This window comes from Alkalihalobacillus sp. AL-G, assembly GCF_030643805.1.
Lineage (GTDB): Bacteria > Bacillota > Bacilli > Bacillales > Fictibacillaceae > Pseudalkalibacillus.
Genome location: NZ_CP094656.1, coordinates 1,086,251 through 1,108,107 on the forward strand (window position 1 = coordinate 1,086,251; position 21,857 = coordinate 1,108,107).

A 21,857-nucleotide genomic window follows, 5' to 3' on the forward strand; every position below is an offset into this window, starting at 1 on the left:
GTGTCTCCATTTCCAATCATCCCCGTAAACGTTTTTCATCATACCCTAAATAAATCTATGTTATAGGATGATTTCCAAAAAACCTTAACATAAATGAATGGCGGATAAAAAATAATTGAATTTTGACAGGATAAAATGGGAAAAGGAAGGGATTAACAATATGAATTCTTCACAAAAAAGAGAAGGCGCTGATTTGCGCCTTCCCTCTAGTTTTCTAAGCATCATCTGAATGTTTTAGTGAAAAGTGGAGCGAGGATCAATATGGACTTGTTGCAGTGAATGTAAATGGTATGTTTGCTCCAGAGTAAAGTCCCACATATACGTAGCGTGTACCACCAGGGATGACACCTGATTCATTTGCCCCGGCAGTTGCAACACCGCCAATCAATTCAAAGTTTTTGTTATAGAAATAGACATCATAGTCATATGCTGTGCTGCTTGAACCTTTTAATGTAAAATTGTGTATGCCATCACCATATTGCTCAGGTAAGGTGACAACATGCCCGTCTACACCTTGAGAAGCTGGTTCAGGGTTCTGTGTCGTAACAAACTCGTTTTCTGTAACCGCAAGTGTCGCCGGGACACCTGCAAGGCTTCCGATTCCTGTCCCTGGATTACCTGCTTGGACACTTCCTTCAGCAACAAATGGTACTTCTGGTTCGATAGGTAATGGTTCGATCTTTGACTTTTCAGCAGAAAAGGCTTGAACCTCAGCTACTTGGACATAACCTTTTGCATTATCTTGTAAATCGTGCGCAATGAATTTGAGAAATTTCGCTTGAACAGGCTCCGCAAGATCATATCCTTGGTAATGCAGATCTGCTACCGTTGGTCTAGGTTTACCAGCTTCAAACTTATCCCTCACAACGGTTGTCCAATTCTCTCCGTCCATAGAAACTTGGACACTGAAATTCTTAATTGTGGCAAATCGTGACTTAGATACATCTTTCATTGCGCTAACTTGAACATGAGAAACTTCAACTGTCTCATCTCCAGCTAAGTCGACCACGAATTCAGCACCTAGGAATCCATTTTCTTGAGTGTTCGATGCGAAAACACTAGCTTCCGTATCATCAATTGCAAATTTTACAGGGTTGCTATCAGATTGCCCAGATACACTGGAAATCGTAGCACCGTTGAAGGAAGAAGCGACGTTAGGTGATAGATTGAATGCTAACTTGTTCTTTTCACCTGGTTCGATCACTACATCTCTTATTGTTCTAGAACCGAATCCTCTTGCTTGGATCGTAATGTCATACGTTCCTTCCACAACATACGTTCCAAATTTCCCTTTATCACTTGAAACTACAACGGGACTTGTTCTTGCTTCAAACTCTCCGATCATGATTCTTGCATCTGCAATCGGTTGGTTCGTCGCATTATTGATAACTTTTCCGACAAGTTGACCGTTTCGTTGCCCATCCGGATGATTGAAGGCAGGGATTGGATCCGTGTCATCACCACCGTTAGAGAATGCGTTGGCACCTAAGCCACGTTGAGCGAACGCAGTCCATAATGCATCGTAATGCTCTCCACCATAACGTTCAAAGTCAGCAGCAATGATCGCTGTTCTCATATCTTCCATGGACGGGTTTGGTACCGAAATCGGCATTGCATCGATAACAATATGCTCGGCAACAGATTCGCCTTCTGTTTTACCGTAACGTTCAATTAATTCTTCTCTCACATGCCATAAAATCGCAGCCCAAATGTCTCCATCTGAATGGACTTCAGGACCTCCGACGTCATAGCCGATATCACCGTAATTGTAAGGTGCTTCATCTAAAGAATAGCTTCGGATACCACGTTCAAAGTTTCCGGTAACATAACCTCCGACAACTGGTTTTTCTTGAAGGCCGTTTTTGATCAGGTAATGCATCCCGTACCAGTCACCCCAGCCTTCACCCATTGAACCGGATTGATGGCTTCCAAGTGCTTCGCCACCAGCTACCATCCGAGTTGTCAGAGCATGTGAGTATTCGTGATAGATGATCCCTGCATCAAAGTCCCCGTCTGCATATTGTCCTTCAAATGCTCCGGGAATCGGCTCCCATAGGAACATTCCGCTCCATGCTGGAATCCCGTCAGGTAACGTCAGCATGTACGCATTGTCACGCCCTGTGTAGGTTGGCGCACCGCCTGATACAGCTCCCGCCTGGACAAGACCTAAAATCGCATCTCCGCCAAGTCCACCTTTTCCAAAGTTTGAAAGCTGCAGGTTACCTGCCGCTTCTGTCCATCCTAAATTATAGTAGTAGTCATGGAACAGGTTATGGTGATAAAACAGGTTGGTTGCTGCACTGTTCAAATCCTCGGCGTAGGAAGGCGGGGTCGTTTGACCTTGCGTTTCCTGCCAAGCGTTTTTAAACAGATAACTGAATTCTCCATCCGGTGCAACCGGGCGAGTAGCCTGGTCTGCAGGTACAAGGAAGTTACTCCAGTTCGCATACGAATTGGCGTTATTCCCGTAAGTCGTAACCCCTAATTCAGTTCCTGGAATCAGCCATCCATTCGGTGAAGCATTCGGGTCACCTTTGAAGGACTTGGCGACTTGCGTACCACCTTGAGGGGCACCAGGATAGTTTTCGAAAATCAACCCTTCAGACTGAAGAAGATAGTCGACGAGTGAACGTTTATACAATTGTTCACCAGTAGCGGCATCGATCACGATTTCATACCCCACGTTCAATTCTTCAATGAAGAGAACACGATAAGCCGGGCGTACACCATCCTCTGTGATAAACGTTGCTTTTTTGACGCGTTGTTTTGCTGGTAAAACGTCTCCGCCATCAAAGACGTCCCAGCCTTTTTCAGTCCCGATCAACTCAGGCGTATAAGTTAAGTCTGGGGCCTCTAATGCAATTGCCTTGTTCAAAGCTTCTGCAGAAGAAAGCTGGAACTCGCCAGTCAATTCCTTCGAGCGGCTTAGATTGCCCGCGACAGATAAGATTTTCCCCTCTTTATTGACGGCAACGATGACTCTTCCGCCGTAAACCGATTCAATCCCATCAAAGGTTTGTTGGAACGTGACCGGATGAAGACCTGTGTCTGGCATTGCATAATCTCTGATTACGTTTAACGTATCGACTTCAGCAGCTGTAAGACCAAATAATGCTGCATTTTCCTTTAGCCAATTACGCGCTACGGTTTCTGCATTTTCGCTTGAAGCCTCTGTAAGGTACCCTTGGTCTTTAATGATTGTTGAAGGTGTTCCAAACAGACCGTTCCACTCAATTTTGACGCCTGCTCCTGCATTTTGGATCATCGCATCGGCAGCATCGAGTTGGGCATCAGTCGGCAAAACTCGATTGACTGTGTCCCGAACATCAAAATGCGAGGATTCCTTGTGTTCATGAACCCCCGTCTCTGTGATTGGGCCGGATACTTCGTCGGCATTTACTCCACTGGTCATAAGTACCTGACCAGCGAGCAAGGTTGCACATGCTGCGGTTAATAGATTTCGTTTTCTCATCTAGTTTTTATTCCTCCCCTGAATATAAGCATTGTTAAGCTTTTTCTCCAGCCAGCCTCGATTACCCTTTGCAATTGCTTACAAATACAGACAACAGCCTATACAAGATATTCCTTAGAACCTATCTGTCTACCACAAAGGTATTATATCGATAACCGAAATGATAGGACATGCTAGTACTATCGATGTGTTTATACAAGTTCGATAGATATGAAAAGAGACGCAAGGGACTTTGATGTTCAAAAGAGAAATTCTAAAGATATATCGATCATTTACACACCCGATCAACCCTCAACTACTTTTTATATGAGAATACTTTCCCAAGTACAACACGAACGATACCAATCACCTAGAAAGTTAACAAAAACCTTGCAAGCACTTAATCTTCTGTTAAAAGTCTTCGGATTTAATGGAAATAGAAGAGTTTAGTAGGGAGGGTTGTAAAAACGAAATTCCTTGAAAAAACGCAAGCTTTTTGAGATGAAAAAAGGAGGCTTATCATGTTTTTAAAACGATTGCTGATAATCATGCTAGCCGTATTGATCTTAGTGCCGATCTCACCTGCACTCGCAAAGGATGATGTTCCATCCTCAGACACGCCTGTTCCACAACCTTCAATTGCCACAACCACTACGAACGAAACCACTGTGTACAAAGTTATCCATGAAGAAATTGAGGAAACGCCGATTGCGAAAGGTGTAACACTCATGCAGTTTAACCGCTTTGATACCGAAGGATGGCTTCGTGGTGACGTAATGAAGGTCAATCTTAGTGAAGAAACACTCTCTACCAATCTATTAACACCTGGAAATGTTACCGATAAAGCACCGATTAGTAAACAAGTAAAAGAATCAGGTGCGATTGCCGGAGTGAACGGTGACTTTTTTGACATCAGCAACACGAACGCACCGATTGGCTTAGAGGTTAGCAATGGTGAACTCATTAAGAGCAGTTACGCTGGACGAATGAGTGTCTCAGTATCGGACGACCGAATCGGGCACATCGCTAAAGCCGTCCTTGAGGGTCAAGTTTCAACTTCGGATGGAACGCATGAACTCGACGGGATCAACCATCCGACGGTCAACAATAATGAGCTTGTTTTATATACGTCGGCTTGGGGTGAAGCGAGTCGCACGCACCTTTTAAGCGGTTCTGCGGACTTTATCGAAGTTCTTCTAAAAGACAACAAAGTTACGCAAGTTATTGAAGGGAACATCTACACACAACCGCTTCTAGAAGGAGAAGTCCTTTTAAGCGGAAAAGGGGATGCAGCACAATTTTTACAAAACCTACAGGTAGGCAGTACGGTTGACATCACCTATTCGACCTCACCTGCTTTTAAAAACATGACGTTTGCTGTTGGCGGAAGTTCTCAACTCGTCAAGGATGGAGAAATCAGTACAACCGATAATGGTGATCGCCATCCACGTACAGCGGTCGGGTTTTCAAAGGACGGGACACAGATGATCCTTGCAACCGTTGATGGACGCCAACGGGACAGCAGGGGAATGACATTACTCGAATTGGCACATCTAATGAAAGAACACGGGGCATGGAACGCATTGAACCTAGACGGCGGTGGTTCATCGACACTTGTTGCCCGTGAGCTCGGTAGAGGGGATATCAACGTTTTTAACAGCCCTTCTGATGGCGGAGAACGACATGTGCCGAATGGAATCGGGATTTGGAGCACCGCAAAAACCGGGAATCTTGACGGGTTCCAAATCGAAGCTAACTCGACACGCGTTTTCAAAGGGCTCAGCAGGGAATTCGAAGCCCATGCGTACGACACAGCCTATGCTCCGATTGAGGTGAAAGCTGAGGAGGTCGAGTGGCACGGTGGTGAAGCGGGAAGCTTTGACGGGAATGTATTTCATGCCAGGCAACATGGTAAAGACCGGATCCGCGCGAAGTTCCGTGGCGATATGACGTATTCGGATATCCACGTGCTCGGTGAACCCGTTGAACTATTGATTGAACCGAGACAAATCGGCCTTGAAAAAGGAAAGTCAACCACGTTCATGGTGATCGGAAAGGATGAAGAGGGGTATAGCACGTACATTGAACCCCGTGATGTACAACTCCAATATGACGAAAATAAGATCTCAATCGAGCCGAATAAGGATGGTTCTTTTACCCTGACTGCACTTGAGGATGGCAGTGCTAGTCTAGTGAAAGCGATCGTCGGTGATTTGGAAACAAACCTTGGAGTCACGGTCGGCTTAAGAACAGAGATGGCAGAAACATTTGAAGATACTTCCGATCCATGGACGTTTTTCAGATGGCCATATGAAGTGGGCGGCAGCCTCGAATATGTCTCAACAGATAAAACGGATGGAAATGCACTGAAATTGAATTACGATTTCACGACGACAACTCGAACTCGTGCAGCCTATATGTTCCCGCCGAATCGCTCACTGCCCTTAGCAGGTGATGTGAAGAAAATCGGCGCAAGAGTTTATGGAACGGAAGGAAATGGCCATTGGCTAAGAGCACGAATCAAAGACAGCAACAACGTCTACCATGTGTTAGATCTCACGTATAGTGTGGACTGGAACGGCTGGAAATACGTTGAAGCCAATGTACCGGCTGGCGTCGAGTACCCAGTTATTTTAGACCGAATCTATTTGGTTGAAACAGACCGGAATAAACAAGATACTGGGTACATCATGATTGACGATGTACAGACGAAAGTAGCACAAAAGCTAGAAATTCCTGAACAAGAAAAGCGTGAAGACCCGCTTATTTTAGAGTACGGAAAATTGCCAGCAGATCATTGGAAATTCGCAGTCATTTCCGATTTGCAGCTCATCAGTGCAAACGAAGGCAGCAAGGAAATCAAGAATTCGAAAAAAGTACTTCAATCGCTTAACGAGCAGGATGTTGATTTTGTCCTGTTCAACGGGGATGTCGTCGACTTTGATACAGAAGAGGAATTTCAATTTGCGAAGCAGTTGATCGAGGAAAACCTCGAAAAACCATACTATGTAACCCCGGGGAATCACGAAACGTACGGCACTGGAAACCTTGCTAATTTTAAAGAATACTTCGGACCTGATCATCAAGTATTCGACCATGAAGGTACCCGGTTTATCCTTATGAATACATCACTAGGTGGACTGCGCATCAGTAATCCGGAGCAATGGTTTACGATCAAAAATGCGTTGGAGGAAGCGAAGACGGATTCCTCAATCAACAACGTTTTCGTAATCGGGCATCACCCGCTAAAAGACCCATTGCCGGATGGGGCACATGCGATTGCCGATAGTAAAGAAGCGGATTTACTGGAAAAATGGCTCACCGATTTTAGAGAGGAAACAGGAAAACGGGCGATGGTCATGGCAGCCCATGCTCAGCTTGTCCATCTTGACCGTAGGGACGGAATTCCATACATGATCACCGGTCCGATTGGAAAAGGAACGTACGGAGCACCCGATAATGGTGGATTTTATAACTATGCCGTATTCGGAGTCAATTCGAATTGGAAACCGGATGAACGACTCCATGACCCATCCTATCAAGGCATCGGAAAAAATATATGGATCCAAGCAGATATCCGGCCGATTTTGGAGGACATTACAGTTGCAAGTCAATCCTATGTAGTCGGAGAAACAACGGTTGTCAATTGGACGGGCCATCAAGCGGGAGGCTGGAATTTCCCATTAAGCTATCCAGCAACGATTCGCTATCAAGGCTCCAACAATCTACTGATTTCAACAACGGAACAAACTGCCGAGACAGGCGTAACAGCACAATTCAATCCCGAAACACAAGAAATCACCTTCCTGAAACCAGGAACCATCAGCATCACCGTACAATCAGGTGACATGGAAAGAACATTCGAGCTTAGCGGCGAATAACGTGGCCTACCAGAAAGCCAAATAAATATTGAACCAAAAGTTGAAGGGACGAGTTGGGTTAGCATCCAACTTGTCCTTCCCTTTTTACAGTGAAAATCCACATCTGTCTATATCATCCCAAAGGTGCTTAACATTCAATATAGAGAATATCTTTTTTTTTGCGAATGGAGCGGTGAAAAAATGGCTACAACGTACAATGTGAGAAAAAATGTACGGGATCTTACTGATAGGGAAAAGCGTGATTTCGTCAATGCTGTTTTAGCTTTGAAAGAAAGGGGGACCTATGACCGTTACGTAAGGTGGCATGCTGAAGCAGGCAGTTTTCAAACTCCTGAAGGTTCAGATCGGAATGCTGCTCATATGGGGCCATCCTTTTTACCATGGCACCGTGAATTCATCTATCGATTTGAACGGGACCTTCAATCGGAAGTACAGGGAGTCGTATTGCCATATTGGGACTGGGCTGCAGATGCTCAGTTATCGGATCCGTCCGCTTCACCGGTATGGGGCTCCGATTTCATGGGTGGAAACGGTAACCCCAATAATGACTTTTTAATTGAAGATGGTCCATTTGCCGCGGATCGATGGACAATTGTCGATGAAAATGGCAATGCAAGTGGAGGGTTGCAACGAAACTTTGGTGCTAGCGAACGTTCGCCCACACTGCCTACTGAAGCTGATATTCGGAATGCACTAGAAATTGTTCCTTATGATGATCCACCTTGGAATATGAATAGTACGAACAGTTTTAGAAACTATCTTGAAGGATTTATCGATGGACCTCAATTACACAACAGGGTTCATGTATGGGTTGGCGGTCATATGCAATTTATTCCTACAGCACCAAACGACCCTGTTTTCTTTTTGCATCATGCGAATGTCGATCGTATTTGGACAATTTGGCAAATCATTCATCAAAACGAACCCTATCTTCCTATTACAGGTGGACCTACCGGACATAACCTGAACGATTCTCTCTATCCGTGGAGTACGACAATCCTTGACGTCATCAATCACAGAGACCTGGGTTATGTATACGATACAGAGGTCAATGCTGTGTTAAGAACACGACGTAAAAGAGCCGGAGCATAAATGTTTTAAAAGGAAGGTCCAACCTGGTGGTACCAATCCTGAAACACAACAATTCACGTCCCTACAACCAGCAAAATATCAGCATCTTTGTACAGTCAGGTGACACTGAAACACATTCGAGCTAAACACAGAACAATAAAGGTTTTATGAGGAAAAGCTGCCCAAATGGCAGTCTTTTCATCTTTTTATGAAGTGCAAATTTGCAGTGAAAAGGGATTTCGACAATCCATAAATTCTTATGTGAGGAAATGCCAGAAGAAAAATTGGACAAGCTTTTAAAAGTAATACTCGAGATGAAAGAGGACTATCAAGGTTTTAGAAAAGAAATGGATAATTTCAGAAAAGAAGCTAATGAGAAGTTAGACATAATAGACAGCAATATTGATCTGCTAGCTTCTAAAACATAGATCAACGAAAAGGATATATACAGAGTTAAGAATTTAATCGGCATCAAATAATTTTCGACCCTCATATTTTCCTCGAGAATTTTATAGGATTTACTTCAATAACAATGATTTTAATGTATGTCTTCATATCTTCAATCCACATTATTGAATCTCTGCCTTACGAAAGCCTTTCCATGGCAATTGAATATTATAGGAAGGGTAGAGACTGTTCTAATTACTGTTTCTACGCTAAATTTATGCTTATTAATTTGGATCAAACACTTTAGTTGGCCGAAGTTTTACCACTAAGCGCTGAACTTTTGCGGCTAACCGCTGAACTTTTGACTTCAACCGCCGAACTTTTGCCCCTAACCGCTGAACCTCGACCAAAAAGTACAATTATAGTGGGGAATTGCATTCGCAAATCAACTTAATTAAGCTTTTCTTGTTATACTAGAAGAAAAAACAATGAAGGTGACGCTCATGGATAACGAGAATACAACACAAAAAAAGAATATAGCGAACCCAAAGACCAAAAAGCTAGGAATAGGACTTCTCATTTTCTCAGTGGTCGCCTGGTTGTTGATTTTTGCTGTACCGTTTCTGCCAGTTGAAATGAATACAAGAATTTTCATCGCTGCAGCACTTGGGATTGGTGGAGAAATTGCGTTTTGGATCGGAGGGATCATACTCGGACGAGAGGCAGCACGTCGGTATCGAAAACAACTCAATCCACGTAATTGGTTTAAAAACAAATCGGAATGAGTTATAAAGGGGAATCGCAATGGAAGTACTTAAAGAAGAACTGAACCAACTGCAAGAAATGTCTGAAGACCAACTTGAGGAAATGGACTTGGAAAAACTCGTTGAACCTATGCTTACCCATATCGGTTCACCAGATCCAGAGCTCAGAGACGAGCTGATTTATTCGACATTTGCAAGGCTTATCATGAACGACCACCTAAATCAAAATACATTAATACATATTCTTAAAACCTGTATTGACGACGACTATTTGTTTTATCGGATCGGAGAAAACGAAGAGGACTCCGTTTTCCGACGTTCTTTTTCATCACTTGTTCTTGCACTCATAATTCATAAGGATGCTGAGAAACGATTTTTAGATAGTGACTTAGCTATACACGTTTGTGACAAAGCGGTTACCTATTTAATGGAAGAAAATGACCTTCGCGGATTTGTTGAAGGAAAAGGCTGGGCTCATAGCATCGCGCATGGTGCGGACTTAATAACCGTAGCCACAAAACACCCAACGGTTAACCCGGTAACCTTTTACCCAAAATGTCTCACGGCAATTAAAAAGTGCGTGACCCGAGATCAAGGCGTCTACATCGACAACGAAGGTGAGCGGTTGATTTTTGCGGTTGAAGCTATGCTTGAAAAGGGATTGCAGGAAACCGAACTTGTTGCATGGGTCGACTCCCTTCACGACCAATTAAAAACAAAAACGGAAGAAGGTATGACGCATTCCTATTTCCACCTACGAACCAATCTCACTCATTTCCTTCAAACGCTCTACTTTCGTTTAAGTTTTAAAAACCAGGGGAAATCCTGTCGTGACACGATTCGAGCAACTCTTAAATCTAATTTCGAATCCCTCTACCACTAGGAAGAGGGATTGTTTTTACGAATATAGTTGAGATGACCCAGAAGACCTAACAAGATACAAAGATTCTGAAGGTAGTTATAGAAACGTGGAAAGCGTTAAACTAATTATATTTCAATAATATGTTTTGCTGGACCATTTATGTGGTACTCTCAATTTTCAGTCCGGATGCCTGCATAGGTCCCATTGTGATGATTTTAGACAGTTGTATAGCCATTTCTCCCGGAGCAGGCTTCACTTTTTGCTTTAACCACCATTGGATTACTCCGACAAAAGCAGCACTGATAAAATGAGTGACCAAGTCCTTAGGAATTTGGAAATCCTCAGGTCGAACCCTGAGTTCCGTCATACTTTGACTGAATTTCTCCCGTATAACTTCTTCCAGCTTATTTCTAAAATTATAGATGCCATTTTCTCCAAACATTACTGCAAAGAAAGTCTGATTACTTTCAACCCTCTGGTATACTTTTTCAATCGTTGTTTGAAGTTTCTCAAGTTTGACTTCCTTATCTGTAAAGTGATTTGTTGGATTGATTACACTTACTATTTCTTGAATCACACCATCACTCATTTTTTCTAATAAGTCATGCTTATCCTCATAATGCAAGTAGAAGGTTGCTCTGTTAATGAGGGCCTCATCTGCAATGTCTTGAATCGTCAAAGAATCGAACCCTTTTTTCTGTATCAAGTCGATAAATGCCTGGTTTATAAGTTTTCTCGTTTTTTTCACACGTAAGTCCGTCTTTTTGGTCATATTCCACACTCCATGTTTTTTCTTGTAAATTAATCAACAATACTCGGTTAAATGTTGTTTATCCTACAAAACTAAAGTTATTGGTTATTGATTGAGTGAAAAATTCTTCTATAATGATATTGTACACAACAAAATGTCAATTAATCAACAATGTGTTTAATAAGAGGGAGTGAGTATATGATAAAATCATTATTTAAACAAAAACTATTTTGGGGAGGATTTGTCGGTATTCTACTGGCAGTGTTCATCTTTACATTTGCTTTCATGGGGTCTACGGTAAACCCGACATTAAAAGAAATGCCTCTTGCTGTTGTTGTTCAAGATGAGGGTGTACCCTTACCGAATGGACAACAAATCAATTTTGGTAGAATCCTTAAGGATCAAATCAAACAGAGTGAGAACCAGTCAGCCGATTGGACATTTTTAAACAGTCGGGATGAAGCAGTGGAAGCGATGAACGAGAAGAAATACTACGCAACTATTGTTCTTCCCAGTGACTTATCACAAAATATCTTTTCTTTATTAAAAGAAAATCCTAAGAAGGCGGAAGTGGAAGTCCTGATCAATGAAGGAATGAGCTTGACTGGAGCGAATTTGGCTGGTCAAATAACAAATGGGATATTATCGAATCTAAATCAGAAGGTTCAACAAAATTTGTATGAACAAGTTGGCACACAACAAAAAACACTATCTATCGATCAATCAAAATTGTTGGCACAACCAGTTCATGTGACCACTGAAAAACTGAATAAGATCGCTAGTCATACAGCGAATGGAAACGCGCCAGCATTATTTACTCAGATCCTTTGGCTTACGACATTCATCAGTTCAATGATTATCTTTACGATAATTAAGAAACTAGGATCAGGAAAGTGGAATTTCACAAGTATAGTGAGTCAGTTGCTTGCTGGGTTGATCTTCGTTACTACTATTTGCTCTCTCGTATTTTGGTTGACTAACGGAGTATTGAATGTTTCTATTCCAAACGGCGGGGAGATGTTTTTGCTCTTGTTGTTTATGGGAATCATGTTCTTTTTTATCCAGAGTGGACTTTTAAACTGGCTCGGTTATGCGGCGGCTCCATTATTTGTGTTACTCTTTTTCTTCTCAATGCCGATCCTGACATTACCACCAGAATTGCTCCCGGATGTTACAAAAGTTTGGCTGTATTCCTGGGTCCCGTTCCGTTTTAGTGTAGAAGTATTCAGAAACTCATTATTCTTTGAAGGGAATACAGTAGCAAATGGAATACGAATTGTAGGCTATACTGGATTAGCTGGATTGACTCTTATGCTGTCAGCTATGTTAAAACCTAAGAAAAAAGGAGAAAAACAGCAGAGCGTTATTGAAGGATAAACTGCTCGTAGTGTAACCTTTTCAATTCAGTAAGGTGCCGGTCAATTCCCCAAACAGCAATCTAAGAATATTATAATATCGTTAAAAGGGTGTCCATCAAGGACATCCTTTTATTGTCCATTAATGTCAACACGAGTAAAATCTTTTAAATGTTTGGAAAAAAGAAGGAAATTAAGCGTTTTGTCGAATTAGGTAGAGTAAGTTTTTTATGAATGGGGGTTCATATCATTATTAAAAACAAGAAACAAATCGTAATAGTAGTTTTAATTGTAGTATGTGTACTAGGGGGCTTCGGAATCCAACAACTAAATAAGAAAGTGAAAGTAGTTGCGGAAATTAACTATACCTATGATAAAACGATGGTAGATCAAATCAAAAAGATGCGAGAAAACAAGGATGATAGTAAGCCGCTCTATGAAGTGTATCAAGACCTGCCGATTATCGATGTACATAATCATGACGTAATGTATTTGGATATGACCGAAACGCGGGGTGGCGACCGTAATACTTCAACGAAAGTAATCTGGGAGAAATACGGCATCGATAAAACCGTTCTTTTTGGAGATGTTTCGGAACCGTCTGCGATCCGGACCGATAAATTAAGCTGGAAATACTATAACAAGTACCCGGACCTGATTTATCCTTCGTTTGCCGGTGTTCCATTAAAGGAAGATCAAAATGGGATTGAAATCGTGACAGAACGATTAGAGCAGGGTTATTTGAATATCGGGGAAATTTATGCGGCATCCACATATTCACCGAGTGCCGACGTCATCTGGAAAGCGGAACATCCTAACTGGGGGGTCTTGCCTGACATTTATGACCTGGCCGCAAAATATGAAGTTCCAGTACTTCTGCATATCGATCCACCGAATGGGACACCGATTGCCTACTTGAAAAAAGCGATGAAGAATCATCCGGATACGATTTTTGTTTTTGCACATGGAAATGTTTACAATAAACCAGAAAATCTGAAAGCTCTATTAAAAGAGTATGACAACCTTTATGTCGACTTCTTTCCAGGGTTTACCCGCTACAACAGTGGCAGTGAACATAAGCTAGCCGATTTCGTCTCTGTCATAGAGGAATATCCAGACCGCTTCTTTTTAGGGTCCGACTCTGGAATTGAAATCGGCCTTGAGAATTCGTATAAGGCGATGTATGAGCTGCTTGATCTGCTATCTCCAAAAACAGCTGCTAAGGTCGCGTATCAAAACTATGAAAAATTAATCGAACAACAACCACCGACAGATTCACAGATTAAGAAAATCAAAGAGCTATCGAAAGAACTGAACATAACGAGTAAAACGTATCAGCTAAATAAACGAGAAGCGAATGAGCAAATTTTTCAGTTAGAAGAAAACCTGAGATAGTGGAAAGATTATGCTAGGAGTGAACAAAGGACATGTGGTTGATAAAAAAGAAAGAATTGAACGGATGAACATAAACGGAGCACAAATTCACGTCAAGATAATTGGTGAAGGGGAGCCGATTGTTTTCTTACATGGCGGTCCGGGGAGTGAGCACCGCTTTTTCCTCCCGCATGTCCTGCCACTTGCAGAAAAATATAAGTTGGTCCTCTACGACCAAAGGGGATGCGGTCAGTCTGAGCCTGCACCTAATGGTCGATACACGATGCGTGATGAAGTCGAGACACTCGAATCCATCCGCAGGGAACTTGGCTATGAAAAAATAAACCTATTTGGTGAATCGTGGGGATCCATGCTGGCACTCCTTTACGCAACAACATATCCGGAAAGAGTCAATAAAATCCTTCTGACTGCTGCAGTTGGAGCATCTGCTGAGGGCGTCCGAGTATTCGGAAAAGAGCTTAACAGGAGACTATCACTTGTTGATAAATTGAAGGTTTCTACGATTCAATTAGGAAGGAAAATGGGACTTGCGTCGATCGAGTCGGAGTTAAACGTACTGGACCCATACTATCTTTTTTCAAAGGATGCATTGAACAGCAAACACAACAAAGCCATAAACGACACCGTCAATCAATCACTTGGAAAGGATATGATGGAAAAATATGATGTGACAGCTCTTTTGGACCGTCTTGCAAATATCCCAATCCTTATTGCTCAAGGAAGTCATGATATCTTGACACCTGAACGCATTAAGGACCTGCTTTTAAAACACATTCCACACGCCGAATTAGTCGAAGTCAAGAATTGCGGCCACTGGACAGTTGTCGAGAAACCTGACGAAATGAATGAATACGCATCAAACTTCTTCAGATAATATACGTTTACGACATTAGGGGGAATTCTGATTTTGTTAAATAGAATGAACAAAGCTATGAAGTGGATGGTTGCTCTTATCGTTTTATTAGTTATTGCGATAAGTGTACTTACCTATGATTCTTACCAACAAATGAAAGAAGAAAAGCGCCATTACCAAACCTTTATAAATAACTTTTACTTTTCCGTACAAGACTCTCAAGGAAGGATACAATATCTGATTGAAGAAACACCGGAAAATGCTAGTTTAAATCACGTAATTCGATTATTGGAAAATGACTTATTGAAAACCCACTACATTCTCAAAAGCAGTGATCTGTTTTTAGACGACCTTTACTATTCACAATTTTTTCGTCAAACATCTGATTTATTATATGGAATGAATTTCAATCAAAATAAAATTCCACCGCTCGGGGAAGATGGTAAGCTTGATCAAAGGGAAATCAATTTATTAAGGACGATTGAAAATAATTTGGAAGAAATCAAGAAAAGAATGTACTCTCCAGAAACGAAACAAGAAAATCCAGACTTAACACTAGACGAACTCAATGCAATCATTATGAAGTATGCCAATCAAATTCCGAGTGATGTTTATAGGGAGGCTAGCAAGTCTAAGTAGCAATATGAGAGGGGAGGAACAACGGGTGAGCTTTTTTAATTATAAAAAGAAAATCAGTTTCGAAAAGCAATTACAGGATCCTGTTGAAAAAGCGGATATAAATGACTAGAGTGAGAGTGATAAACCCTGAGATCAGATAAAAAGATATTTGCGATATTCTTACTCATCACATTATTGCTTGGACAAGATGCTTGCAATTTTATAAATGGACCAATTATTAATATTGATGTACATGTAGCTACCTTGACCGACGAGGAGTACGATTCAGTTGGAACATCTTGGTTAGAGAACCCCACTAAAGATGATTTTAGGAAATTTACGTTCAACCTTGAAATGAAACATTCAGAAAGCATAACATTTCAGAAAATTGATATTCCAAGGTGGAAACAAATTATTGATTCGATTGATCGAAAACGTTATTGGTTTGGCGGAGGATTTAATCAGGATAATACGGGTGAAAATTTTGCGAGATCAGGATGGGAATTCGTTTTTTACTCTAAGGGATTAGAAAATGCAGAGATAAAGCAAGCCTTTGAATCTCAAGTTTTAATGGTTTCCTGGGAAACAATAGAGGGGGAGCCAATAAAAAAAGAATTTACTATTGGTAGGTTAATTGAATTTACGAATGAGTAATCATTCCACATGAAAGGAACAATCAAAAGGTGATTAATCCTAGTTTAAATAAAGTGCAGGGCTCTGCATTTTTCCTTTGCAAAGCTCTGCACTTCTATATTGCAATAATCATGTTGATCGGCAATTCTCAAAAGATATTAAAAATGAATCCCTAACTTAATACTGCTTTTTCATGGGTAAGTTCTTCTACCGCTTGTTTTAATGAGCCCTTTGTTTCTACATGATTATCAAATTCAATCCCCAATTCAATCATCGTATTGGTTATTTCAGGACGAATACCGGTCATAATGGACTTACAACCCTGAATCCTAATACCGTTAATAATTTTGGATAGGTGCTTTACAATAGCGGTATCCATATACGGAACCCCAGATAAATCGATGATAATCTGTTTAAGCTGGTATTTATAGATATTTTCTAACACATCTTGCTGAATTTTTTGCGCGCGTTGTGTATCAACAGCACCAATAATTGGGAGGACTGCAATGGAATCCATTAAGGGTATAACAGGCACTTCTAATTCCTCGATGGTTTCACGATGTGAATCAAGGAGCTCATTTTTATACTCAGTAAAGCTCGATGCAAAATGTTTCATGAAGGTATCTAAATTGAAATTAACCTTTCGTTCTAATTGGAAAAACCCTTGATAATCCAATTCAACCTGTTGATGATAATTATATAAAAAGTCCCAATATATTTTACGAATCGTTTGAATCCATTCTAGAATCAAGATGACATTCAACTCGTATTTTGCCCAATTCCTACCTTGTTCTTTTGCACTTAAAATTAATCCGTGTTGATCTGTGTCATTTAGTAAGTTTACGACTTTTTTAGTGAATTCAAATAAAAACTCTTCATCAACCTCATTTAAGTCGGTTATATGGTTATACACTTCTTTTCCTTCAGACATTAGTAAACTATTAAATGCCTTCTCATTTTGCCAAAAATAATCTGTAAAATCTTTCGCATCTTTATACACTAACTCCAAATTTTTCACCCCAGTGTCTTTATATGATTTATTAACAGGAAATTGAATGACAAACGTCGTTCCTGTACCCACTTTACTATTTACTTTGATTTTGCCATCATGGCCGTAAATAGTTGAAAATACCTGAGTTAACCCCATTCCAGTACCATCTGACTTTGTTGAAAAAAATGGGGTACCAAGCATTTTTATTTTATCTTTGGGAATTCCTTCACCCGTATCTGATATGTACACGCTTAAAAATTCACCTGATTGAAAGTGTTTGATCGAGATCGTCCCTTTATTACCTATTGCTTCAAATGCATTTTTTATAAGATTGAAAAATGCTTTCTTGATTTGATTCCTTTTGCCATATATTTGTGCATCAGTATCTGTGAAATTTTTTTCGATGTGAACGTCATAGGATTTATCTTTGAATAAATATAATAAAGACTCCAGTTCTGAGCAGAGATTAATTACTGTTAAAGGTTCATTTTTCATGTCAGGTTTAGACACATGTAATAAATTTTCCATCGTCGCAAGGGCATTTTCCAGTTCGGAGTATGCGACATCTATATAATGATGGGGTGATTCCTTTCTTAATAAATCAAGAAATCCCTTTACTGCTGTTAAAGGATTTTTAACTTCATGGGCAATCCCTGCTGCAATTTGGCCCAAGGAAGCTAATTGGTCTTTAGAAGAATGTTCTTTGTTTTCGATTTCGTATCTCTGTTCTCCTTTTGATTGCAACGATTGTCGTCCCCCCTTTTGTAGATTCAACAGCAAAATCATCCATTAACCTTTTTGCACCTGCCAACCCCAATCCAAGTCCTTTCGGCTTTTGGGGTTCATAACCATCCAGGATCTGTTCCAAATTGTCAATCCCTTGGCCATTATCTTTTACAGTAATTTGAATAGCCTGGTTATCAATGGATTCACAAATAAAAAGCCCATTATGATTGGCATGATCCAAAATGTTTTGCGTTAATTCAGATACAGAAACGATGACTTTTTGTTTATCCATATCAGAAAATGATAGAAAATTAAGAATTTTACGAACATAGTGAAGAGCAATCTGGATGTCATTCTCTGTGTTTATTGAAATGGTATGCTTTACCATGGAAAGGGTTTATCCTCCAGTCAATATCGAGTAATGCAGTAAAGCTTTTAAAAACGGTTATATGTATTTCAAATCAAATAAAGGAAAAAAGTCCTATCATAGAATATTATATAGTAATTGTTTCTACTTATCTAGAAGCTTTTTATAACAAAAATTTCACTTTTCTTGTTTTTAATTGTTCTTGATAGGACCGCCATTCAAGACCGAAACTCTCACTCACTACCACCTTGTCTCCAATCCATTTGTCCCTGTTATGGAATAGTAAAAAATTACGCAATGATACCTCGATGGATACATGCTTCTAAAAAGCTGACATTTGTCAATTGGTTCGAAAAAAGATGGATTTGAGAGAAATCTATTGAAAATTGTTCGTTCTAAAAGCGGTAACTTATGACAGTTTTAAACATGCATTGAATTCGAATGAATTATAAAATATGTACTAAAATCCATTGTGGAAAAATGCAAAAGCACAGCGGGTTTTTTGTTGAATTTTTATTAATCAACTCCAAAATAATGGTAAAATTGTTTACATATCTTACCGAAATAGTAAACGTTGAAGTTCACGAACTATTGACAATTTTGTGGAGGTCATAATGAAGAATTTAGTTTTGTTTAGTATGCTTCTATTATTGACGTCTTGTTTTTCAAATATTGAGCGTGAAGAAAGTTTCGAAGACCATTTTGAGGTACATGAAAATGTTGAAAGAAACACTCCAACTTGGTACGACTTTGGTGACGAGTTACCTCTTGAAAAACAAGGTAAATGGAACAAAACGCTAACAAAGGACAACAAAACATACATTATCATTTCTGGTGGTTATGAAGGCTGTGACTGTAGTGACCTTAATGTTTCTGATGTCGATGTAAGTGATCAATTGATTACGATCAAGACCAAGTTGATTAACAATAATGAGGGGGATGCCGTAATGTACACCCCAATTTCGATTGTAATCATTGATAAGCCCAAAGTACAAAAAGATATCGAAGTTGTATGGCAGAATTAACTCTAAAAAGAAGGAGCTTGACATAACATGAAATACAAGGTTTCAAACAATATCGGATTCCAGGTGCAGAATGTAGAACAAGCTAAAGATTTTTATGAAAAGGCACTTGGCTTCAAGGAGCCTGAACAAAGCTTTGTTAACGAAATCGATTTCCGAACAGATACTAACAACATCTTTTTAATCGATGGAAATGAAAACCTTGGACCAGTGATGGAGGTTGTCGTTGACGACCTTGAAGCAGCCAAAAAGCATTTATTGGAAAATGGATGTGAAATTGTCCGATGGGAAGGCAAAGGTCAAGATTGTTATGTACGAGACCCATTCGGAATGGTTTTTAATGTGTGGGAGGAGAAGGGAAAACAACCTGATGAACGGTAAATCAGGTTGTTTCAATGTTCTAATTAATTTATAGGACAATGATTTTGAGAAGTATGTTTTGGTCTTAATACGAGTTCCCCACCACAGTTGGGACAAACACGATTATTTTTATTTGTACAATCGTCACAAAATGTGCACTCATGAACACAAATGTACGCATCAGATGTATTCGTAAATACTTTCTTGCAATCTTCACAATTACCCTTCATTAGTAAGCTCATTGTTTCACCTCACTTTTTACCAGAAGTTCTAGGATTGTTTTTGTATCCATAATTTCAGCAAATTCTCCATTTAAGTTTGCAAGAGACATTTGGTGAATGGTTTCAGCATCGTACATCTCCCCATTTACACCTTTTCGATCAAAGGTTGCTGTAGCATCCGAAACTAAAATCGGATTGAAACCTAAGTTTCCAGCCATTCGTGTCGTCGTTTCTACACAATGATTGGTGGTTAAGCCAGTAACAACAATCTTAGTACACCTCATCCCTCTTAGAATTTCTTCTAAGTTTGTTCCAATAAATGCGCTGTTCACTTTTTTGTGTATAACCGTTTCGTTTGCATTCGGAATGATCATTTCTTTGAAGTTGCTTGTGATACTATGCATGTAAAAAAGTGAAGTTTTCTCATTGGAAATATGTCGTACATAAATAATCGGACGATCTGTTTTTCTCCATAAATCAATAAGTGAAACAATATTATTCTCTGCTTCTAAGTTGTTTCGTTTCCCCCATGACAAATGGTCAAATGCTCTCTGAACGTCAATTACTAGAAATGGGGCATTTGTAGGAATCATCTTCTCTCCTCCTTGCTTTATCATAACTAAATTGTAAAATTATTCTTGTTTTATTTACATAGATATATTATGGTTTTTAGTAAATATACGAAAGAAATAAAGGGATTTATTCTATTTTGCATTCAATTTTAAAATCAGGAGGTAGACAGAGATGGATGAGATTGATAAGAGCATTCTGCTACATCTACAAGAAAATGCACGAGTTTCAATGACAGAGTTGGGGAAAAAAGTTGGACTTTCAACTCCAGCAACAAATGAGCGGGTTAAAAAGTTAGAGGACAAAGGAGTTATTAAAGGTTACAGGGCTATTATTAATCCAGAGAAAATGAATAAACACGTTACTGCTTTCATTCTGTTCGACACGAGAAGATGTGAGGCGTTCAGGGAGTTTTGCAGAATACATCCACACGTAATCGAATGTCATCGGTTGGCAGGTCAATTCAGTTATTTGGTAAAGATCATAACTGAATCTGTTAAGAACCTGGAAGAGTTTATTGATGAGGCTATGGAATATGGGCAACCATCAACATTGATCAACCTTTCATCGACAGTGGAGTATAAGCCGTTTTCTTGATTGGCTTAGATTTTAAAAACAACACCAAACGTATTGTTTGTTCGAAAAGGATTTTTTTACACTATACAGAAGTTGTGTAGGTGAAGAATTGTACCTTCAAGTATATTGAAAGGAGAATAATGACCAATTCGGAATTAGGTGTTCATCAGAATGAAGGACTTATTGGAGAAATTACGAATATACTGAACCTCTAAAACTACTACCTTAAAAATAATACAGACCCAAAATATTATATATGATGTTAACTTTTTAGTAGGATGTGATACAAATGTCAAAGAAAAATATCGTTGTTTCATTTAGTGGCAAAGATTCAACATTAGCTTTACATGATCTATTAAATTCAGATGAATTTGAAGTTGATTCATTGATGACAACAGTGACCGATGCCTATAACAGAACCAGTATCCATGGAGTTCGAGAGGAATTATTGGTTGCACAAGCAAAATCTATAGGCCTTCCCTTAAGAATAGTACGTATTCCACAAAATTGCTCCAATGAAAAATACAATGAGATAATGACTGAAGCGATACATAAAATAAAAAGTGATGGAATAAAGCATATAGCCTTTGGAGACATATTTCTTGAAGACATTCGTAAATATCGTGAAGATATGCTGAAGAATACAGGAGTTGTACCTATTTTTCCGATATGGGGAGTAGATACATCTGAAATATTGAATAGATTTTTATTGCTAGGTTATAAAACTATCATTTCATGTGTGGATTTGACGAAGTTAGGAAAAGAATTCTCAGGACAAAAAATTGATAATGACTTTGTTCATAATATTCCAAAAGAGATTGATCCATGTGGTGAATATGGTGAATATCATTCTTTTGTTTACGATGGACCAATATTTAAATCAGGGATAAATTTCACTATCGGCGAGAAAAAAGTAGCTCCTGATTTAATGACAGGCGAGGATAGGTTTTGCTTTACAGATTTAATTCGCATTTAAAAACAAAAAAACGAATAATGGATTCCT

The 21,857-nt window shown here is 39.7% G+C and carries 20 protein-coding genes; 14 read left to right on the top strand and 6 right to left on the bottom strand.

Annotated elements, in window-relative coordinates; all coding sequences use genetic code 11:
* Positions 1 to 256: 256 nt before the first annotated feature.
* Complete coding sequence (locus MOJ78_RS05610; RefSeq protein WP_304980216.1) at positions 257 to 3,472, bottom strand: M36 family metallopeptidase; 3,216 nt, start codon at positions 3,470 to 3,472, stop codon at positions 257 to 259.
* Between the two features lie 500 nt (positions 3,473 to 3,972).
* On the opposite strand from MOJ78_RS05610, the gene MOJ78_RS05615 reads away from it, so the two are divergent.
* The 5 genes from MOJ78_RS05615 to MOJ78_RS05635 all read left to right on the top strand — a co-directional run bounded on the left by MOJ78_RS05615 (position 3,973) and on the right by MOJ78_RS05635 (position 10,437).
* Positions 3,973 to 7,332 (top strand): phosphodiester glycosidase family protein, encoded by a 3,360-nt coding sequence (locus MOJ78_RS05615; protein ID WP_304980217.1) that lies wholly within the window; start codon positions 3,973 to 3,975, stop codon positions 7,330 to 7,332.
* A 180-nt stretch (positions 7,333 to 7,512) separates the two neighbouring features.
* The gene (locus MOJ78_RS05620) at positions 7,513 to 8,424 is read left to right on the top strand and encodes a tyrosinase family protein (RefSeq protein ID WP_304980218.1); all 912 of its coding nucleotides are present in this window, start codon (positions 7,513 to 7,515) and stop codon (positions 8,422 to 8,424) included.
* Positions 8,425 to 8,672: 248 nt separating this feature from the next.
* Positions 8,673 to 8,831: a hypothetical protein gene (locus MOJ78_RS05625; RefSeq protein ID WP_304980219.1), complete on the top strand. Its 159-nt coding sequence runs from the start codon at positions 8,673 to 8,675 to the stop codon at positions 8,829 to 8,831.
* Positions 8,832 to 9,293: 462 nt separating this feature from the next.
* Positions 9,294 to 9,575, top strand: a complete 282-nt coding sequence (locus MOJ78_RS05630; protein WP_304980220.1) for a transporter suffix domain-containing protein — start codon at positions 9,294 to 9,296, stop codon at positions 9,573 to 9,575.
* Between the two features lie 19 nt (positions 9,576 to 9,594).
* Positions 9,595 to 10,437, top strand: a complete 843-nt coding sequence (locus MOJ78_RS05635; RefSeq protein WP_304980221.1) for a DUF2785 domain-containing protein — start codon at positions 9,595 to 9,597, stop codon at positions 10,435 to 10,437.
* 136 nt (positions 10,438 to 10,573) lie between these two features.
* On the opposite strand, the gene MOJ78_RS05640 is transcribed toward MOJ78_RS05635, so the two are convergent.
* Entirely contained in the window at positions 10,574 to 11,188 is a 615-nt protein-coding gene (locus MOJ78_RS05640; RefSeq protein ID WP_304980222.1) for a TetR/AcrR family transcriptional regulator, read from the bottom strand.
* Positions 11,189 to 11,365: 177 nt separating this feature from the next.
* On the opposite strand from MOJ78_RS05640, the gene MOJ78_RS05645 reads away from it, so the two are divergent.
* From MOJ78_RS05645 to MOJ78_RS05665, 5 genes are all read left to right on the top strand, one after another.
* A complete protein-coding gene (locus MOJ78_RS05645; protein ID WP_304980223.1) occupies positions 11,366 to 12,544 on the top strand; it encodes a YhgE/Pip domain-containing protein in 1,179 nt (392 codons plus the stop codon).
* 212 nt (positions 12,545 to 12,756) lie between these two features.
* On the top strand, positions 12,757 to 13,917 hold the full coding sequence (locus MOJ78_RS05650) for an amidohydrolase family protein (protein ID WP_304980224.1): 1,161 nt from the start codon (positions 12,757 to 12,759) through the stop codon (positions 13,915 to 13,917).
* 34 nt (positions 13,918 to 13,951) lie between these two features.
* Positions 13,952 to 14,791, top strand: coding sequence for an alpha/beta fold hydrolase (locus MOJ78_RS05655; RefSeq protein ID WP_304980225.1), 840 nt, complete (start codon positions 13,952 to 13,954; stop codon positions 14,789 to 14,791).
* Positions 14,792 to 14,824: 33 nt separating this feature from the next.
* Entirely contained in the window at positions 14,825 to 15,409 is a 585-nt protein-coding gene (locus tag MOJ78_RS05660) for a hypothetical protein (RefSeq protein WP_304980226.1), read from the top strand.
* Positions 15,410 to 15,583: 174 nt separating this feature from the next.
* Positions 15,584 to 16,042, top strand: coding sequence for a fructose-bisphosphate aldolase (locus MOJ78_RS05665; RefSeq protein WP_304980227.1), 459 nt, complete (start codon positions 15,584 to 15,586; stop codon positions 16,040 to 16,042).
* Positions 16,043 to 16,193: 151 nt separating this feature from the next.
* Here MOJ78_RS05665 and MOJ78_RS05670 read toward each other — a convergent pair whose 3' ends face one another.
* Together MOJ78_RS05670 and MOJ78_RS05675 are read right to left on the bottom strand one after the other, a co-directional pair.
* Positions 16,194 to 17,756 carry an ATP-binding protein gene (locus MOJ78_RS05670; protein ID WP_304980228.1) on the bottom strand — a complete coding sequence of 521 codons (1,563 nt, stop codon included), beginning with the start codon at positions 17,754 to 17,756 and terminating at the stop codon, positions 16,194 to 16,196.
* Positions 17,701 to 18,126, bottom strand: coding sequence for an ATP-binding protein (locus MOJ78_RS05675; protein ID WP_304980229.1), 426 nt, complete (start codon positions 18,124 to 18,126; stop codon positions 17,701 to 17,703). The genes MOJ78_RS05670 and MOJ78_RS05675 overlap by 56 nt, the downstream gene beginning before the upstream one ends.
* Before the next feature lie 593 nt (positions 18,127 to 18,719).
* On the opposite strand from MOJ78_RS05675, the gene MOJ78_RS05680 reads away from it, so the two are divergent.
* Entirely contained in the window at positions 18,720 to 19,130 is a 411-nt protein-coding gene (locus MOJ78_RS05680; protein WP_304980230.1) for a hypothetical protein, read from the top strand.
* Positions 19,131 to 19,157: 27 nt separating this feature from the next.
* Positions 19,158 to 19,508 carry a VOC family protein gene (locus MOJ78_RS05685; protein WP_304980231.1) on the top strand — a complete coding sequence of 117 codons (351 nt, stop codon included), beginning with the start codon at positions 19,158 to 19,160 and terminating at the stop codon, positions 19,506 to 19,508.
* 23 nt (positions 19,509 to 19,531) lie between these two features.
* Here MOJ78_RS05685 and MOJ78_RS05690 read toward each other — a convergent pair whose 3' ends face one another.
* Positions 19,532 to 19,729: a DUF1272 domain-containing protein gene (locus MOJ78_RS05690; RefSeq protein WP_304980232.1), complete on the bottom strand. Its 198-nt coding sequence runs from the start codon at positions 19,727 to 19,729 to the stop codon at positions 19,532 to 19,534.
* The gene (locus MOJ78_RS05695; RefSeq protein WP_304980233.1) at positions 19,726 to 20,301 is read right to left on the bottom strand and encodes a cysteine hydrolase family protein; all 576 of its coding nucleotides are present in this window, start codon (positions 20,299 to 20,301) and stop codon (positions 19,726 to 19,728) included. The genes MOJ78_RS05690 and MOJ78_RS05695 overlap by 4 nt, the downstream gene beginning before the upstream one ends.
* 151 nt (positions 20,302 to 20,452) lie before the next feature.
* Here MOJ78_RS05695 and MOJ78_RS05700 point away from each other — a divergent pair, with 151 nt between their 5' ends.
* The gene (locus MOJ78_RS05700) at positions 20,453 to 20,875 is read left to right on the top strand and encodes an Lrp/AsnC family transcriptional regulator (RefSeq protein ID WP_304980234.1); all 423 of its coding nucleotides are present in this window, start codon (positions 20,453 to 20,455) and stop codon (positions 20,873 to 20,875) included.
* A gap of 268 nt (positions 20,876 to 21,143) precedes the next feature.
* A complete protein-coding gene (locus MOJ78_RS05705) occupies positions 21,144 to 21,830 on the top strand; it encodes a Dph6-related ATP pyrophosphatase (RefSeq protein ID WP_304980235.1) in 687 nt (228 codons plus the stop codon).
* Positions 21,831 to 21,857: the final 27 nt, after the last annotated feature.

Bases quoted from the DNA above. Each gene is read 5' to 3' on its own strand.
- MOJ78_RS05610 (WP_304980216.1), bottom strand. From the start codon at position 3,472: ATGAGAAAACGAAATCTATTAACCGCAGCATGTGCAACCTTGCTCGCT.
- MOJ78_RS05615 (WP_304980217.1), top strand. From the start codon at position 3,973: ATGTTTTTAAAACGATTGCTGATAATCATGCTAGCCGTATTGATCTTA.
- MOJ78_RS05620 (WP_304980218.1), top strand. From the start codon at position 7,513: ATGGCTACAACGTACAATGTGAGAAAAAATGTACGGGATCTTACTGAT.
- MOJ78_RS05625 (WP_304980219.1), top strand. From the start codon at position 8,673: ATGCCAGAAGAAAAATTGGACAAGCTTTTAAAAGTAATACTCGAGATG.
- MOJ78_RS05630 (WP_304980220.1), top strand. From the start codon at position 9,294: ATGGATAACGAGAATACAACACAAAAAAAGAATATAGCGAACCCAAAG.
- MOJ78_RS05635 (WP_304980221.1), top strand. From the start codon at position 9,595: ATGGAAGTACTTAAAGAAGAACTGAACCAACTGCAAGAAATGTCTGAA.
- MOJ78_RS05640 (WP_304980222.1), bottom strand. From the start codon at position 11,188: ATGACCAAAAAGACGGACTTACGTGTGAAAAAAACGAGAAAACTTATA.
- MOJ78_RS05645 (WP_304980223.1), top strand. From the start codon at position 11,366: ATGATAAAATCATTATTTAAACAAAAACTATTTTGGGGAGGATTTGTC.
- MOJ78_RS05650 (WP_304980224.1), top strand. From the start codon at position 12,757: ATGGGGGTTCATATCATTATTAAAAACAAGAAACAAATCGTAATAGTA.
- MOJ78_RS05675 (WP_304980229.1), bottom strand. From the start codon at position 18,126: ATGGTAAAGCATACCATTTCAATAAACACAGAGAATGACATCCAGATT.
- MOJ78_RS05680 (WP_304980230.1), top strand. From the start codon at position 18,720: ATGAAGAATTTAGTTTTGTTTAGTATGCTTCTATTATTGACGTCTTGT.
- MOJ78_RS05685 (WP_304980231.1), top strand. From the start codon at position 19,158: ATGAAATACAAGGTTTCAAACAATATCGGATTCCAGGTGCAGAATGTA.
- MOJ78_RS05690 (WP_304980232.1), bottom strand. From the start codon at position 19,729: ATGAGCTTACTAATGAAGGGTAATTGTGAAGATTGCAAGAAAGTATTT.
- MOJ78_RS05695 (WP_304980233.1), bottom strand. From the start codon at position 20,301: ATGATTCCTACAAATGCCCCATTTCTAGTAATTGACGTTCAGAGAGCA.
- MOJ78_RS05700 (WP_304980234.1), top strand. From the start codon at position 20,453: ATGGATGAGATTGATAAGAGCATTCTGCTACATCTACAAGAAAATGCA.
- MOJ78_RS05705 (WP_304980235.1), top strand. From the start codon at position 21,144: ATGTCAAAGAAAAATATCGTTGTTTCATTTAGTGGCAAAGATTCAACA.